The organism is Variovorax sp. DAIF25 (assembly GCF_050711835.1).
GTDB lineage: Bacteria > Pseudomonadota > Gammaproteobacteria > Burkholderiales > Burkholderiaceae_C > Variovorax.
Genome location: NZ_CP136636.1, coordinates 4,471,145 through 4,486,354, shown reverse-complemented (window position 1 = coordinate 4,486,354; position 15,210 = coordinate 4,471,145). Strand labels below are relative to the sequence as shown.

The window sequence follows — 15,210 nt, the reverse complement described above, 5'->3', positions numbered from 1 at the left end:
GCTGCGCCTCAATCGAACTGCCCGCTGGCCAGCGCCGCCGCGGCTGCGCGGGTCTCCACGCCGAGCTTCTCGAAGATGTGCTCGAGGTGCTTGTTCACCGTGCGCGGGCTGGTGCCGAGGATCTCGCCGATGTCGCGGTTGGTCTTGCCCTTGGCGAGCCACGACAGCACCTCGGTCTCGCGCGGCGTGAGCGCGGCCTCGGCCAGCCGCGCCGAGGCGCCGCCCGCGCCCTCGCGCTGCACCGCGAACAGCAGCATGGTCTCGCCCAATGCGGCCGCGCCGAGGTTGCGCACCGACAGCCGGATGCCGGCCGCCGTGACCACGCCGAGGGTGGCGCCGGGCGCCAGCGCGGCCTCGAGCGCGCGCGGCAGCAGGCCCGGCGCGCGTGCCTCGCCCAGCGCATGCAGCCACAGGCCGGCCTGCGGCGAACGCCAGGCGACGCGCCCGCGCGCATCGACGAAGACCACGCCCATGCCGGCCACGTCGACCGCGTCGCGCGCCATGCGCGTGATGCGGGCGTTGCGCGCATGGGTGTGCAGGCGCGCCAGCACCTCCTGCGCGCGGATCGGCTTCACCACGTAGTCGACGCCGCCGCATTCGAAGCCCTCGACCACGTCGGCGGTTTCCGAGAGGCCGGTCATGAAGATCACCGGGATGTGCGCGAGCGCCGCGTCGGCCTTGATGCGACGGCAGGTCTCGAAGCCCGAGAGGCCGGGCATCATGCCGTCGAGCAGGATGGCGTCGGGCACCACCAGTTCGAGCCGCTGCAGCGCCGATTCGCCGTCGGCCGCCACCAGCACGGTGTAGCCGCTGGCCTCGAGCGTGTCGCACAGCATGCCGAGGCTGCTGGGGGCGTCGTCCACTACCAGCACCACGGGGCGTTCGGCTTCAGGAAGGGGAGGCGAGGGTGTCTGCATCTTCGGCGAGGGCCTTGCGGAGGGAGTCGAGTTCGAAGCGCGCGACCATGCCGCGCAGCCAGGTGCAGGTGGCGGCCGCGCCGGGCGACTGGGCGGCCAGCCGGTCGAGCGCCTGGTGCAGGCCGCGCACGTGGCCCATCTGCACCAGCCGCATCAGCTCGGCGCGGTCGTCCTCGCCGAGCAGCAGCCGCGGCGGGCGAACCGGCGCGAGTTCTTCGTCGGCCCGCGGGCGCAGCGCGTCGGCGGCATCGAGCCATTCGAGGCCGAGGTGGCGCTCGAGCGTGGCGATCAGTTCCGACTCGATCACCGGCTTGCCCACGAAGGCCTGGCAGCCCGCGGCGCGCAGCCGCTCGGCCTGGTTCTCGAACATGTTGGCCGAGACGATGATGATCGGCAGCGCATCGAAGCCCGAGGCGCGCACCAGGCTCGCGGTCTGCCAGCCGTCGAGGTCGTCCATGCTGAGGTCGAGCAGGATCGCCGAGGGCAGCTCCTCGCGCAGGCTGTCGAGGCACTCGGTGCCGCTCGCGGCCTCGCGCACCTCGAAGCCCAGCGGCGCGAGCATGCCGGCCAGCATCTGGCGCTGCACCGGCTGGTCGTCCACCACCAGCAGCGTGCGGCGCTCGCCGAGGTAGCCCGACACCGGCTGGCGCAGCGCGCCGGCCTTGGCCTGCGGGCCGGGGTCGGCCACCGCGCGCAGGTAGACGCGCACGCTGAAGGTGCTGCCGGCCGAGGAGGTGTCGGCCAGCTTGAGCTCGCCGCCCATCAGCGAGGTCAGCAGCCCGGTGATCGTGAGGCCCAGCCCGGTGCCGGGCTCGCCGCGCCGGCGCCCGGCGGCACCGCGCTCGAACGGCAGGAAGATGCGCTGGTGGTCCTGCGGCGCCACGCCGATGCCGGTGTCGATCACGTCGAAGCGCAGCACCTCGCGGCGCGCGTCCACGTGCAGCGTGACGGTGCCGCTGTCGGTGAAGCGCACGGCATTGGTCAGCAGGTTGATGAGGATCTGGCGCAGCCACTTGGCGTCGGCATGCACCCAGGGCGGCAGTCGCCCGGCGTGGGTGTAGACGAAGGCCAGGCCCTTGTTCTCGGCCTGCGGCCGCACCATGTGCACCACCTGGTCGAGGAAGGCCGGCAGCGCCAGCGGCGCCGGCTCGAGCTGCAGCCGGCCGGCCTCGATGCGCGCGAGGTCGAGCAGGCCGTCGATCAGGCCCAGCATGTGCTCGCCGCTGCGGTGGATGGTCTGCACCGCCTCGCGCGGCGGCAGCGCGGCGTCGCCCTTGAGCAGGATCTGCGAGTAGCCCAGGATGCTGTTGAGCGGCGTGCGCAGCTCGTGCGTCATGCCGGCCACGTAGCGCGTCTTGGCCTGGTTGGCCGCCTCGGCCGCTTCCTTGGCGGCCTGCAGCGCGGCATCGGTGCGCTGGTGGGCCTCGATCTCGAGCGTGAGCAGGTGGTTGTGGCGGTTCGATTCCTCCTGCGCCATCTGCCGGCTCTCGCTGCCCAGCACCACCCACCAGGCCGCCACCGCCGCCACCAGCGACAGCAGGGTGAAGACCTTGAGGAAGGCGTCGCGCAGCCGCGGATCGACCGCGCTGGCGCCGGTGATCGCCTCCTGCGCGTAGACCACGCCCATCACCGTGGCCAGCAGCGCCACCAGCGAGGCCGCCACCATCAGGTAGTGGGCGACGCGGAAGTTGAGCCGTGCCGACAGCGCCGGCGGCAGCAGCGACTGCAGCCAGCCGCTCATCTGCTCGGCCGCGCGCGAGTCGGTCTTGCAGCGGTCGTGGCAGCGCGACTCGAGCGTGCAGCACAGCGAGCAGATCGGCGCGCTGTAGGCCGGGCAGTGCGCCATGTCCTCCGATTCGAAGCCGTTGTCGCAGACCGAGCACTTGACGATCTGGCCCGGCGTCCAGTGCGCGATGTCGCGCCGCGCGAGGTAGTAGCGCCCGCGCGTGCGCCAGGCCAGCAGCGGCGAGACCGCGAGCGCGGTGGCCAGCGCGATGAAGGGCGAGAAGGAGCGCGCCCACTGGCCGATGGCGCCCGAGTAGGCCAGCATCGCGAGCGCCGCCGCCACCAGCGTGGCGACCAGGCCCACGGGGTTGATGTCGTAGAGATGGGCGCGCTTGAACTCGATGGTCTTCGGGCTCCAGCCCAGCGGCTTGTTGATGACCAGGTCGGCCACCAGCGCGCCGACCCAGGCGATCGCGATGTTGCTGTAGAAGCCCAGCACGTGCTCGAGCGCGGCGAACACGCCCAGCGCCATCAGCAGGATCGCGATCACGACGTTGAACACCAGCCACACCACGCGGCCCGGATGGCTGTGCGTGAGCCGCGCGAAGAAGTTCGACCAGGCCAGCGAGCCGGCATAGGCGTTCGTGAGGTTGATCTTCATCTGCGAGACCACCACGAACAGCACCGTGATGCCGAGGATCCAGGCCGGGTCGCGCAGCACGTAGGCGAAGCCCGTGAGGTACATCTGCGTCGGCTCGATCGCGTGGTTGGCCGGGATCTCGTGCTGCAGCGCGAGGAAGGCCAGGAAGGCGCCGCCCATCATCTTGAGCATGCCCGGCACGATCCAGCCCGGCCCGGCCACCAGCACCGCGGTCCACCAGCGCGCGCGGTTGGCGGCCGTCTTCTCGGGCAGGAAGCGCAGGTAGTCGACCTGCTCGCCGATCTGCACCACCAGCGAGAAGGCGACCGTGGCGGCGGCGCCGAACATCAGCGGATCGAAGCCGCTGCTGTTCGAGACCCGGCCCACGAGGCCGGTGAAGTCGGCATAGAGCTCGGGCTTCTTGAGCAGCACCGCGACGAAGGGGCAGACGAACAGCACGATCCAGATCGGCTGCGTCCACAGCTGCAGCCCCGAGATCAGCGTGATGCCGCGCGCCACCAGCGGAATGATGACCAGCGAGGACACCAGGTAGAGCAGCCACAGCGGCCAGTCGAGGTACATCTGCAGCGCGAGCGCGAGGATGGCGGCCTCGAGCGCGAAGAAGATGAAGGTGAAGCTCGCGTAGATCAGCGAGGTGAGGGTGGAGCCCAGGTAGCCGAAGCCGGCGCCGCGCGTGAGCAGGTCCATGTCGACGCCGTGGCGCGCGGCGTAGTAGGAGATCGGCAGGCCCGTGAGGAAGGTGATCAGCCCCACCACCAGGATCGCCCACAGCGCGTTCGAGAAGCCGTAGCTCAGCGCGATCGCGCCGCCGATGGCCTCGAGCGCGAGGAAGGACGTGGCGCCGAAGGCCGCGTTCGCGACCCGGAACTCCGACCACTTGCGGAAGCTGCGCGGCGTGTAGCGCAGCGCGTAGTCCTCCAGCGTCTCGTTCGCGACCCAGGCGTTGTAGTCGCGTCGGATGCGGAAGATCTTCTGCCCGCTCACGGAATTGACGGAAGGCATCGGGGTGTCTCGTGGAGACGGCGACGGCGAGGGGATCGGCATGGTGCAGCTGCATTGCAAGAAGCGCTCCGTGCCCGCCGTGCGCCCCCGGTCCGTCGTCGTCGGTCCCGCGAGTCTGCGGGCAGGTGATGCGCAGGCCGCTACGTTGAATGACGTATTCGCGCAGCGGCCAGTGATTTCTAAAGTTCCAGCCATGGTGCCAGCCGCACCGTCCGATGCACTTCGATGGTGCGCGGCCTGTACTTTCCTCAACCTGCTGGAGTTCTTCGATGTCGCGTGATTCCGATCTTTCCCTCGATGCCCTGGCATTGCGTCGCCGCCGCCTGCTGCAAGGCGCCGCCGCGCTGCCCGTGATGGGCCTGAGCGGCCTGAGCTTCGGCCAGGGCCAGTTCCCCACGGCCAAGGTCAACACCACCAAGCTCGCCGTGACCGACACCGAGGTGACGGTGGGCCAGCTGCATTCATCCACGGGCACGATGGCGATCTCGGAAACCGGCTCGATCCAGGCCGAGCAGCTCGCGATCGACCAGATCAACGCGATGGGCGGCATCCTGGGCCGCAAGATCAAGGTCATCAAGGAGGACGGCGCCTCCGACTGGCCGACCTTCGCCGAGAAGTCGAAGAAGCTGCTGGTCAACGACAAGGTCGCGGCGGTCTTCGGCTGCTGGACCAGCGCCTCGCGCAAGGCCGTGCTGCCGGTGTTCGAGAAGGAGAACGGCCTCTTGTACTACCCGACCTTCTACGAAGGCCTGGAGCAGAGCAAGAACGTGATCTACACGGGCCAGGAAGCGACGCAGCAGATCATCTGGGGCCTGGACTGGGGCGCGAAGGAGAAGAAGGCGAAGACCTTCTTCCTCGTCGGCTCCGACTACATCTGGCCGCGCACCTCGATGAAGATCGCGCGCAAGCACATCGAGAACTTCCAGAAGGGTTCGGTCAAGGGCGAGGAGTACTACCCGCTGGGCCACACCAACTTCAACTCGCTGATCAACAAGATCAAGGTCGCCAAGCCCGACTGCATCTTCGCGGCCGTGGTGGGCGGCTCGAACGTGGCCTTCTACAAGCAGCTCAAGGCCGCGGGCATCACGGGCGACAAGCAGTTCCTGCTGACCCTGGCCGTGACCGAGGACGAGATGACCGGCGTGGGCGGCGAGAACTTCGCGGGCTTCTACTCGTCGATGAAGTACTTCCAGTCGCTCGACAACGAGAACAACAAGAAGTTCGTGGCCGCCTTCAAGGCCAAGTACGGCAAGGACGCGGTGATCGGCGACGTGACGCAGGCCGGCTACCTCGGCCCGTGGCTGTGGAAGGCCGCGGTCGAGAAGGCCGGCAGCTTCGACGTCGACAAGGTGGTGGCGGGCTCGCCGGGCATCGAGCTGAAGACCGCGCCCGAAGGCTACGTGAAGCTCGACGCGAACCACCACCTGTGGAGCAAGGCGCGCATCGGCCAGGGGCAGCCGGACGGGACCTTCAAGGTGGTGGCGGAGTCGGCGGAGCTGATCAAGCCGGATCCGTTCCCCAAGGGCTACCAGTAATCCGCATCTGCCTGTCTCTGTCTTTCTCCCTCCCCCTCTGGGGGAGGGCAGGGGTGGGGGCAAACGGCGTGACCACCGCGCACGCCGCATGCCCCCATCCCGACCTTCCCCCAGAGGGGGAAGGAGCAACTACCCCAACACCTGGAACTGTCGCCATGACGCTGTCGGACATGTGGAACATCGGCCTGATGCAGGGCTTCGCGGGGCTGAGCCTCTTCGCGGTGCTGCTGCTCATGGGCCTGGGGCTCGCGATCATCTTCGGCCAGATGGGCGTCATCAACATGGCGCACGGCGAGTTCATGACCATCGGGGCCTACTCGGTCTTCCTCGCGGCGCAGGTCACCGAGCACCTGGCACCGGCCTTCATGCCGTACTACTTCCCGATCTCGATCGCGCTGGCCTTCGTGTTCGCCTTCATCGTCGGCTGGCTGGTGGAGTGGGCGCTGATCCGCCATCTCTACAAGCGGCCGCTCGACACGCTGCTCGCGACCTGGGGCGTGAGCCTCGGGCTGCAGCAGATCTTCCGCACCTTCATCGGTCCGAAGGAAGTGAGCCCGACCTTGCCCGAGTGGCTGATGGGCTCGTGGACGCCGCACGAGGGTCTCGACATCCCGATCAACGGCATGTTCGTGCTGGTGCTCACGGCGCTGGTCACGGGCGGCGTGCTGATCGCGCTGCACCGGAGCCGCTGGGGCCTGCGGGTGCGCGCCACGGTGGCCAACCGCGTGATGGCCAACGCCACCGGCATCGACACCAAGAAGACCGACCGCCTGACCTTCGCGATCGGCTGCGGCATCGCCGGCGTGGCGGGCGCGGCCTTCACCACCATCGGCTCGACCGGGCCGACCTCGGGCTCGCTCTACATCGTCGACGCCTTCCTGGTCGTCACCTTCGGCGGCGCGGCCAGCCTGCTGGGCACTGTGGTCTCGGCCTTCGGCATCGCACAGACGCAGTCGGTCTCGGAGTTCTTCATGACCGGCTCGATGGCCAAGGTGCTGACGCTGTCGCTGATCGTGCTGATCCTGATGATGCGCCCCCAGGGCCTGTTCGCCGTCAAGGTGCGTCGCTGACTTTCGCTTTCCCGGAGAACTCCCGATGAATTTCCTCAAGGCCTCGATCCAGCGCTACCAGCTCGGCAGCCTGCTGCTGCTGGTGCTGCTGCTCGCGGTGGTGCTGCCGCTGTCGCTCGACATCTTCCGACTCAACCTGGTGGGCAAGTACCTCACCTATGCCTTCGTCGCCGTGGGGCTGGTGATGGTGTGGGGCTACGGCGGGGTGCTGAGCCTCGGGCAGGGCGTGTTCTTCGGGCTCGGCGGCTACGCGATGGCGATGTTCCTCAAGCTCGAGGCCTCCGATCCGGTGTCGACCAAGATCCAGTCGACGCCCGGCATTCCCGACTTCATGGACTGGAACCAGATCACGGCGCTGCCGGCGTTCTGGCTGCCGTTCAAGAGCCTGCCGCTGACCTTGATCCTGGTGGTGGCGGTGCCGATGGCGCTGGCCTGGCTGATCAGCTTCGCGATGTTCAAGCGCCGCGTGGGCGGGGTCTACTTCGCGATCATCACGCAGGCGGTGGCGCTGATCCTCACGGTGCTGATCATCGGCCAGCAGGGCTACACCGGCGGCGTGAACGGCATGACCGACCTGAAGACGATGCTGGGCTGGGACACGCGCACCGACAGCGCGAAGTACATCCTCTACTACGTCTGCGTGGCGCTGCTGGTGGCGGCCATCGTGCTGTGCCGCTGGATCCAGACCAGCAAGCTCGGCACCTTGCTGCTGGCGATGCGCGACAAGGAGGACCGGGTGCGCTTCTCGGGCTACGACGTGTCGAACTTCAAGGTCTTCACCTTCTGCCTGGCGGCCGGGCTCTCGGGCATCGGCGGCGCGATGTTCGCGCTGCAGGTGGGCTTCATGTCGCCGAGCTTCGTGGGCATCGTGCCCTCGATCGAAATGGTGATCTTCTGCGCGGTGGGCGGCCGCATGAGCCTGGTGGGCGCGGTCTACGGCGCGCTGCTGGTGAACGCGGGCAAGACGCTGTTCTCGGAGAGCTTCCCGGACCTGTGGCTGTTCCTGATGGCGGGACTGTTCATCGGCGTGACGATGGCCTTCCCGATGGGCCTGGCGGGCCTGTGGGAAGAAAAGATCCGTCCGTGGTGGAAGTCGCGCCGCCAGGCGCTGCGCGAGGCCGCGGTCAAGCCGCCGGCGGTGGCCGCGGCTCCGGTCGCGCCCACACCCGAGCCCGAACCCACGCTGCCCGAAGGCGTCGGCAGCCAGCGCGCCTGAACCGGAGACCGACCATGAGCAACACCGACTTCGCGCTCGCCGTGGAAGACCTCAGCGTGTCCTTCGACGGCTTCAAGGCCATCGACGACCTCACGCTCTACATCGACCGCAACGAACTGCGCGTGATCATCGGCCCGAACGGCGCCGGCAAGACGACGCTGCTCGACCTGATCTGCGGCAAGACGCGCGCGAGCAGCGGCAGCATCAAGTTCAAGAACACGGAGCTGACGAAGATGGCCGAGCACAAGCGCGTGCGGCTGGGCATCGGGCGCAAGTTCCAGACCCCCTCGATCTACGAGAACCTCAGCGTGTTCCAGAACCTCGAGGTGTCGTTTCCCAAGGGCCGCTCGGTGTTCGGCGCGCTGGCCTTCCAGTGCGACGACGAGGTCAAGGCACGCGTGCAGGCAGTGGCGACGGAGATCGGGTTGGCCGACCGGCTCGACACCGAAGCCGGCCTGTTGAGCCATGGCCAGAAGCAGTGGCTGGAGATCGGGATGCTGCTGATGCAGGAACCCGAGCTGCTGATGCTCGACGAACCCATCGCCGGCATGAGCGCGCGCGAACGCGAGCTCACGGCCGAGCTGCTCAAGCGCATCTGCCAGAACCGCGCGGTGATCGTGATCGAACACGACATGGCTTTCGTCAAGCAGATCGCGCACAAGGTGACCGTGATGCACCAGGGAAAGATCCTGGCCGAGGGGCCGATGGAGAAGGTGCAGGCGGATCCGAAGGTCATCGATGTTTATCTGGGGCATTGATGGTCGCTTGTGTCCTGGTTCTTTCGGGGCGGGCTCACGCCGATGGGGTACTCCCCTCCGCGAATGTCCCCCGCCTTCGGCTCCTCCTTTATTTCGCTGCGGGGAGTACCCCATCGACGTGCGCCTGGACGCAACGGTTGTTGTGCGGCCGGCACCACCGCTGCGTCCCCGTGCACAGGGCAGTGGGTGCTTCCCGCAGCGAAATAAAGGAGGAGCCCGAAGGGCGGGGGACATTCGCGGAGGGAAGTACCCGCTGTCCTGTGCACGCGCCCCGAACAGCAGCACCCCAGGCAAAGAGCGCACCCCAACAGAGGCCAAGCAAATGAGCAACATCAACCTCAAGGTAGAAAACCTCCACGTAGCCTACGGCCAGAGCGAAGCCCTGCACGGCATCTCGTTCGAGGGCATGGCCAACGAGACCGTCGCCATCATGGGCAGAAACGGCATGGGCAAGACCACGCTGTTCAAGAGCCTCATGGGCGTGCTCCCCCTCAAGAGCGGCCGCATCGAGGTGGCGGGACAGGATGTTTCGCGCGACGAGAGTTTCAAGCGCGTTGCCAAGGGCATCGCGTACGTGCCCCAGGGCCGCATGATCTTCCCGACCCTGACCGTCGAGGAGAACATCGAGACCGGCCTAGAGAACTCCAAGACCCGCCGCATTCCCGAGGAGATCTACGCGCTCTTCCCCGTGCTGTGGGACATGCGCCGGCGCAAGGGCGGCAACCTCTCGGGCGGGCAGCAGCAACAGCTGGCCATCGCGCGCGCCCTCGTCACCGATCCCAAGGTGCTGCTGCTCGACGAGCCCACCGAAGGAATCCAGCCTTCGATCATCAAGGACATCGCCAAGGCGCTCAACGAGATCCGCAAGCTGCGCGGCCTGACCATCGTCGTGTCGGAGCAGGTGCTGAGCTTCGCGATGGACGTGGCCGACCGCCTGTTCGTGATCGAAGGCGGGCGCCTCGTACACGAGACCGCGCGCGACAAGACCGATGTCGAGCGCATCAAGGCCTATCTCTCTGTTTAACCACAACCCCAACCAGGAGCCACTGCAATGACGGACACGCTGATCAAGGTCGATCTGACCAAGTCGCCCACCGAGAACGAGATGATCCACAACCGCTGGCACCCGGACATTCCGATGGCCTGCTGGGTCAATCCCGGCGACGACTTCATCCTCGAGACCTTCGACTGGACCGGCGGCTTCATCAAGAACAACGACAGCGCCGACGACGTGCGCGACATCGACCTGAGCACCGTGCACTACCTCTCGGGCCCCGTGGGCGTGAAGGGCGCGGAGCCCGGCGACCTGCTGGTGGTCGACCTGCTCGACATCGGCGCCAAGCAGGACAGCCTCTGGGGCTTCAACGGATTTTTCTCGAAGAAGAACGGCGGCGGTTTTCTCACCGACCATTTTCCCGAAGCGCAGAAATCGATCTGGGACTTCAAGGGCATGTTCACCAGCTCGCGCCACATCCCCGGCGTGAACTTCGCGGGCCTGATCCATCCGGGCCTGATCGGCTGCCTGCCCGACAAGCCCATGCTCGACATGTGGAACGAGCGCGAGAAGGCGCTGATCGCCACCGACCCCGATCGCGTGCCGGGCCTGGCCAACCCGCCGTTCGCGGGCACCGCCCACATGGGCAAGATGACCGGCGAGGCGCGTGCCAAGGCCGCGGCCGAGGGCGCGCGCACCGTGCCGCCGCGCGAGCATGGCGGCAACTGCGACATCAAGGATCTGTCGCGCGGCTCGAAGGTGTTCTTCCCCGTCTACGTCGACGGCGCGGGCCTCAGCGTGGGCGACCTGCACTTCAGCCAGGGCGACGGCGAGATCACCTTCTGCGGCGCCATCGAGATGGCCGGCTGGGTGCACATGAAGGTCTCGCTGATCAAGGGCGGCATGGCCAAGTACGGCATCAAGAACCCGATCTTCAAGCCCAGCCCCATCACGCCGCAGTACAACGACTACCTGATCTTCGAGGGCATCTCGGTCGACGAGAGCGGCAAGCAGCACTACCTCGACGTCAACGTCGCCTACCGCCAGGCCTGCCTCAACGCCATCGAGTACCTGAAGAAGTTCGGCTACTCGGGCGCGCAGGCCTACTCGATCCTCGGCACGGCGCCGGTGCAGGGCCACATCAGCGGCGTGGTCGACGTGCCCAACTCCTGCGCCACCCTGTGGCTGCCCACGGGCATCTTCGACTTCGACATCAATCCCAACGCCACGGGGCCCGTGAAGATGATCGACGGCAGCATCGACATGCCGCTGTCGCCCGACCTGCGCTGAGGCATTGAGGAAGGAAGCCGCATGCCCACCTACGACTACGACTGCGGACGCTGCGGCGGCTTCGAGGCGCTGCGCCCCTCGGCACTGCGCGACGAGCCCGCTGCCTGCCCCGACTGCGGCGGCGCCTCGCCGCGCGTGCTCGCGGCCGCGCCGCGCCTCGCGCTCATGGCGGCCGACACGCGCCTCGCGATGGCCACCAACGAACGCGCGCGGCACGAGCCCGCGAGCTCGCGCGACTACGCGCGATTGCGCCATCCATCGGGCTGCGGATGCTGCTCGACGAGCGCGCGCCGCGGTGCCACGGTGACCGCGTCGAACGGTGCCAAATCGGCACCGTCGCGGCGGCCGTGGATGATCTCGCATTGAGGATTCGGCAAGATTTAATGCATGCGCCATACGCATGCAAAGGATGCGGGAAAGTAGTGCTTTCGACCGATCTCCCTCTGAAGAGGGTAGATTCGGTGGCCCGCTCGCATGCGTGAAACTTGCCCAAAACTTTCTGGATTGTTTCGAAACGGCGAACGCCGTGATTCTTTTTGCGGTGATTCAAAAGGGTCGAACAGGATCAAACTTCTCCTCACGGACAAACCACCGTTCAACCTGAAGGAGATACCAAATGACCGCCTCGAAGATCCTCGCCGCCGTTGCCGTTGCCCTGCTTGCCGCCACCGGCGCACAAGCCGAAACCTATGACGGCGTCCACACCGTGCACTCCACGGTCTCGCGTTCCGAAGTCGCATCGCAAGCCGTGGCAGCCGCCAAGGCCGGCGACGCCTACAGCGAAGGTGCCACCGCCGGTGCGCAACCTTTCAGCTCGACCGCCGACCGCGCGACCATCCGTGCCGAAGCCGTTGCCAAGGCCCACGATCCGCTGCAAAGCCTCGACCGCCGCGCCTTCTACCGCGACGAAGTGCCGCAAGCCTACAAGAAGCCCAGCGTGTCGTTCACGCGTCAAGCTGGCCTCTGAGCCACGGTGGCACGCCGGTGCGAGAGCACCGGCCGCATGAAAGAAGCGAATGAGGAAAGGGCCTGCGGGCCCTTTCTTCGTGTCTGGCGCGACAGCGCGCCGCTCACGCCAGCGTCTCGCCTTCCTCGAGCACGCCCGCGTTGCGCAGTGCCGCGTCGAGCCAACTGGCCGCCGTGTGGCCTTGCCTGATGGCTTCGATGCGCGCGGCTTCGTCCTCGACCTTCTTCTGCGCCGCGCGAAGCAGGGTTTCGACTTTCTCCCGCTCGACCACCACCACGCCGTCGGCATCGCCGATCACCAGATCGCCGGCACGCACCGCCACGCCGCCGACCGACACCGGATGCCCGATGCGCCCCGAGGCCAGCTTGGTCGGGCCGTTGGGATTGGTGCCGACCGAGAACACCGGGAAGTCCATCTCGTCGATCTCCACGCTGTCGCGCACCGCGCCGTCGATCACCACGCCGGCGATGCCGACCTGGCGGCAGGCATTCATCATGATCGTGCCCATCAGCGCCGCGCTGCGGTCGCCCTTGCCGTCGATCACCAGCACGTCGCCCGGCTGCGCGAGCGCGATCGCGGCATGGATCATCAGGTTGTCGCCGGGCCGCACTTCCACCGTGAGCGCGCTGCCCACCAGCTTCATGCGGTGTCGCAGGGCCTCGATGCGGCCGTGCAGGGCGCCGCGGCGGCCCGCGACGTCGGCGAGGATGGCCGGCTGGAAGGCCGCGGCGCGGCGCAGCAGCTCGGGGGATACGCGCGCGAAGTCGCGAACGATGTCGGGATGCGGGTTCATGGTCTGGTGTTCTCTCATTCGGCCTTGACGTCGGCGTCCTTCACCACGCGGCCCCACTTGCGCTTGTCGGCCGCGAGGAAGGCGCGGAACTGCTCGGGCGTGCTGCCCACGGGCTCGAGGCCGTCGGCCGTGAGGCGCTTGGCGATCTCGGGCTGCGCGAGCACCTTCGCGATCTCGCGCTGCAGGCGCTCGACCACGGCCGGCGGCGTGTTCTTCGCCGCGCAGATGCCGGCCCAGGTCACGGGCTCGACCTCGGCGACGCCGGCCTCGGCCACGGTCGGAATCTCGGGAAAGGCCGCGAGCCGGCGCGGACTGGCCACGGCGAGCGCGCGCAGCTTGCCGGCGCGCGCGTACTGCATCGAGCTCACGGGCTGGTCGAAGATCATCGAGACCTGGCCCGCGATCAGGTCGGTCATGGCCTGGCCCGTGCCCTTGTAGGCCACGTGCACGATGTCGATGCCCGCGCGGCTCTTGAGCATCTCGCCCGCGAGATGGCCGCCGGTGGCCGTGCCCGAGGACGCGAAGTTGATCTCGCCGGGCTTCTGCTTGGCGTAGGCGACCAGCTCCTTCACGTTCTTCACCGGCAGGCTCGCGTTGACCAGCAGCATGTAGGGCGCATTGACGACCTGCGTGACCGGCACGATGTCCTTCTCGGGATCGAAGGGCATGCTTTTCAGCACATGCGGCTGGATCGACAGCGTGCCCGTGGTGCACATCAGCAGCGTGTGGCCATCGGCCGGCGCGGCGAGCATGGCCGAGGCCGCGATGTTGCCGCCGGCGCCGGGACGGTTGTCGATCAGCACCTGCTGGCCCAGCCCCTCGGCCAGCTTGGGCGCGATCAGCCGCGCCACCACGTCGTTCGAGCCGCCGGGCGAGAAGCCGACGAGGATTTTCACGGGCTTCGATGGAAAGCCGTCGGCCGCGCTCGCGGTGGCGGCGCCGAGCCAGGCCGTGCCCGCGGCCACGACCGGCAGCAGCGTGAGGAGGGAGCGGAGTTTCATTGCGGTTCCTGGTGAAGCGGTTGGCCCGAGAGTTCGGCGCGGGCGCGCGCGATGCGCCGGCAGCCTTCGAGCAACTGCCCGGTGCCGGCGGCGAACGAGAGGCGGAAGTGCGTGGGCACGCCATAGGCGCTGCCCTGCAGTGACGCAAGGTCCTGCGCGTCGAGCAGGTGCATCACCCAGTCGTCGCTGTCGGCGATCGTCGTGCCCTGGGGCGTGCGCAGCCCGAACAGCGCGCTGCACGAGGCGAAGACGTAGAAGGCGCCGTCGGGCACTTCGCAACGGATGCCGTCGATGGCATTGAGCGCCTCGACCACCGTGTCGCGCCGCGCGCGGTAGGCCTGGCGGTTGGTGGCGATGCTGTCCTGCGGCCCGGTGAGCGCCGCGATGGCGGCCGCCTGCGCGATCGAGTTCGGGCCCGAGGTGCTCTGCGACTGCAGCTTGACCATCGCCTTGATCAGCGCCGCGGGCCCGGCGCCGTAGCCGATGCGCCAGCCCGTCATCGCATAGGCCTTGGAGACGCCGTTCACCGTCAGCGTGCGCTCCTGCAGGTCGGGCGCCACCTCGGCGAGGGTGGCGAAGGGTGCGTCGCCGTAGACCAGGTGCTCGTAGATGTCGTCGGTCAGCACCCAGACCTGCGGATGGCGCCGCAGCACCTCGGCCAGCGCCAGCAGTTCGGCGCGCGTGTAGGTGGCCCCGCTCGGGTTGTTCGGCGAGTTGAGCATCAGCCAGCGCGTGCGGCCGGTGATGGCGCGCTCGAGGTCGGCGGGCTGCAGCTTGAAGCCCGCCGCGGCCGGGCCGTCGACGAACACCGGCACGCCGCCGGCCAGCCGCGCGATGTCGGGGTACGAGACCCAGTAGGGCGCCGGCACGATGACCTCGTCGCCGGCCGCCACCGTGCACATCAGCGCATTGAAGATCACCTGCTTGGCGCCGGTGCCGACGATGATCTCGCCCGGCGCGTAGCGCAGCCGGTTCTCGCGCAGGAACTTGGCCGCGATGGCCTCCTTGAGTGCCGGCGTGCCGCCGACGTCGGTGTAGCGCGTCTGGCCCTCGGCCATCGCGCGGATGGCGGCCTGCTTGATGTGTTCGGGCGTCTCGAAGTCGGGCTCGCCGGCGGTGAGAGCGAGGATGTCCCGGCCCTGCGCGCGCAACTCGCGCGCCCTCTGGCCGGCCATGGAACTCGGAGAGGGCTGGATCCGGTTCAGTCGTGGTGCGATGTGAAGCATGCGGCCAGTATCGAAGTGCCTTCGCCGCGGGACAAACGAGTAATCGGCGTGGCTC

14 protein-coding genes are annotated in these 15,210 nt (G+C 68.0%); 9 read left to right on the top strand and 5 right to left on the bottom strand.

All coding sequences use genetic code 11. The features are described from left to right. Nucleotides 1–8: 8 nt before the first annotated feature. Together R0232_RS20795 and R0232_RS20790 are read right to left on the bottom strand one after the other, a co-directional pair. Entirely contained in the window at nucleotides 9–917 is a 909-nt protein-coding gene (locus R0232_RS20795) for a response regulator (protein ID WP_431509256.1), read from the bottom strand. After that, complete coding sequence (locus R0232_RS20790; protein ID WP_281078232.1) at nucleotides 889–4,305, bottom strand: hybrid sensor histidine kinase/response regulator; 3,417 nt, start codon at nucleotides 4,303–4,305, stop codon at nucleotides 889–891. Before R0232_RS20790 ends, R0232_RS20795 begins: the two co-directional genes overlap by 29 nt. 40 nt (nucleotides 4,306–4,345) lie before the next feature. Between R0232_RS20790 and R0232_RS20785 the strand changes: the two genes are divergently transcribed. The 9 genes from R0232_RS20785 to R0232_RS20745 all read left to right on the top strand — a co-directional run bounded on the left by R0232_RS20785 (nucleotide 4,346) and on the right by R0232_RS20745 (nucleotide 12,135). After that, a complete protein-coding gene (locus R0232_RS20785; protein WP_431509255.1) occupies nucleotides 4,346–4,585 on the top strand; it encodes a hypothetical protein in 240 nt (79 codons plus the stop codon). After that, nucleotides 4,575–5,840, top strand: coding sequence for an urea ABC transporter substrate-binding protein (urtA, locus tag R0232_RS20780; RefSeq protein ID WP_057593105.1), 1,266 nt, complete (start codon nucleotides 4,575–4,577; stop codon nucleotides 5,838–5,840). The genes R0232_RS20785 and urtA overlap by 11 nt, the downstream gene beginning before the upstream one ends. Before the next feature lie 155 nt (nucleotides 5,841–5,995). Beyond that, nucleotides 5,996–6,910 (top strand): urea ABC transporter permease subunit UrtB, encoded by a 915-nt coding sequence (urtB, locus tag R0232_RS20775; protein ID WP_093344444.1) that lies wholly within the window; start codon nucleotides 5,996–5,998, stop codon nucleotides 6,908–6,910. 25 nt (nucleotides 6,911–6,935) lie between these two features. Continuing rightward, nucleotides 6,936–8,126: an urea ABC transporter permease subunit UrtC gene (gene urtC / locus R0232_RS20770; RefSeq protein WP_431509254.1), complete on the top strand. Its 1,191-nt coding sequence runs from the start codon at nucleotides 6,936–6,938 to the stop codon at nucleotides 8,124–8,126. A 14-nt stretch (nucleotides 8,127–8,140) separates the two neighbouring features. Continuing rightward, nucleotides 8,141–8,884 carry an urea ABC transporter ATP-binding protein UrtD gene (urtD, locus tag R0232_RS20765; RefSeq protein ID WP_057593108.1) on the top strand — a complete coding sequence of 248 codons (744 nt, stop codon included), beginning with the start codon at nucleotides 8,141–8,143 and terminating at the stop codon, nucleotides 8,882–8,884. Between the two features lie 322 nt (nucleotides 8,885–9,206). Beyond that, entirely contained in the window at nucleotides 9,207–9,908 is a 702-nt protein-coding gene (gene urtE, locus R0232_RS20760; protein WP_431509253.1) for an urea ABC transporter ATP-binding subunit UrtE, read from the top strand. A gap of 27 nt (nucleotides 9,909–9,935) precedes the next feature. Then, nucleotides 9,936–11,168: a formamidase gene (gene fmdA / locus R0232_RS20755; RefSeq protein ID WP_057593110.1), complete on the top strand. Its 1,233-nt coding sequence runs from the start codon at nucleotides 9,936–9,938 to the stop codon at nucleotides 11,166–11,168. A gap of 21 nt (nucleotides 11,169–11,189) precedes the next feature. Next, complete coding sequence (locus R0232_RS20750; RefSeq protein ID WP_093344436.1) at nucleotides 11,190–11,534, top strand: zinc ribbon domain-containing protein; 345 nt, start codon at nucleotides 11,190–11,192, stop codon at nucleotides 11,532–11,534. Between the two features lie 250 nt (nucleotides 11,535–11,784). Then, on the top strand, nucleotides 11,785–12,135 hold the full coding sequence (locus R0232_RS20745) for an alpha/beta hydrolase (RefSeq protein WP_093344434.1): 351 nt from the start codon (nucleotides 11,785–11,787) through the stop codon (nucleotides 12,133–12,135). A gap of 103 nt (nucleotides 12,136–12,238) precedes the next feature. Here the strand turns inward: R0232_RS20745 and R0232_RS20740 are convergent, their stop codons facing one another. The 3 genes from R0232_RS20740 to R0232_RS20730 are packed head-to-tail and all read right to left on the bottom strand — an operon-like array spanning nucleotide 12,239 to nucleotide 15,155. Further along, complete coding sequence (locus R0232_RS20740; RefSeq protein WP_431509252.1) at nucleotides 12,239–12,928, bottom strand: RraA family protein; 690 nt, start codon at nucleotides 12,926–12,928, stop codon at nucleotides 12,239–12,241. A 14-nt stretch (nucleotides 12,929–12,942) separates the two neighbouring features. Further along, on the bottom strand, nucleotides 12,943–13,929 hold the full coding sequence (locus R0232_RS20735; RefSeq protein ID WP_431509251.1) for a Bug family tripartite tricarboxylate transporter substrate binding protein: 987 nt from the start codon (nucleotides 13,927–13,929) through the stop codon (nucleotides 12,943–12,945). Then, on the bottom strand, nucleotides 13,926–15,155 hold the full coding sequence (locus R0232_RS20730; protein ID WP_431509250.1) for a pyridoxal phosphate-dependent aminotransferase: 1,230 nt from the start codon (nucleotides 15,153–15,155) through the stop codon (nucleotides 13,926–13,928). Before R0232_RS20730 ends, R0232_RS20735 begins: the two co-directional genes overlap by 4 nt. Nucleotides 15,156–15,210: the final 55 nt, after the last annotated feature.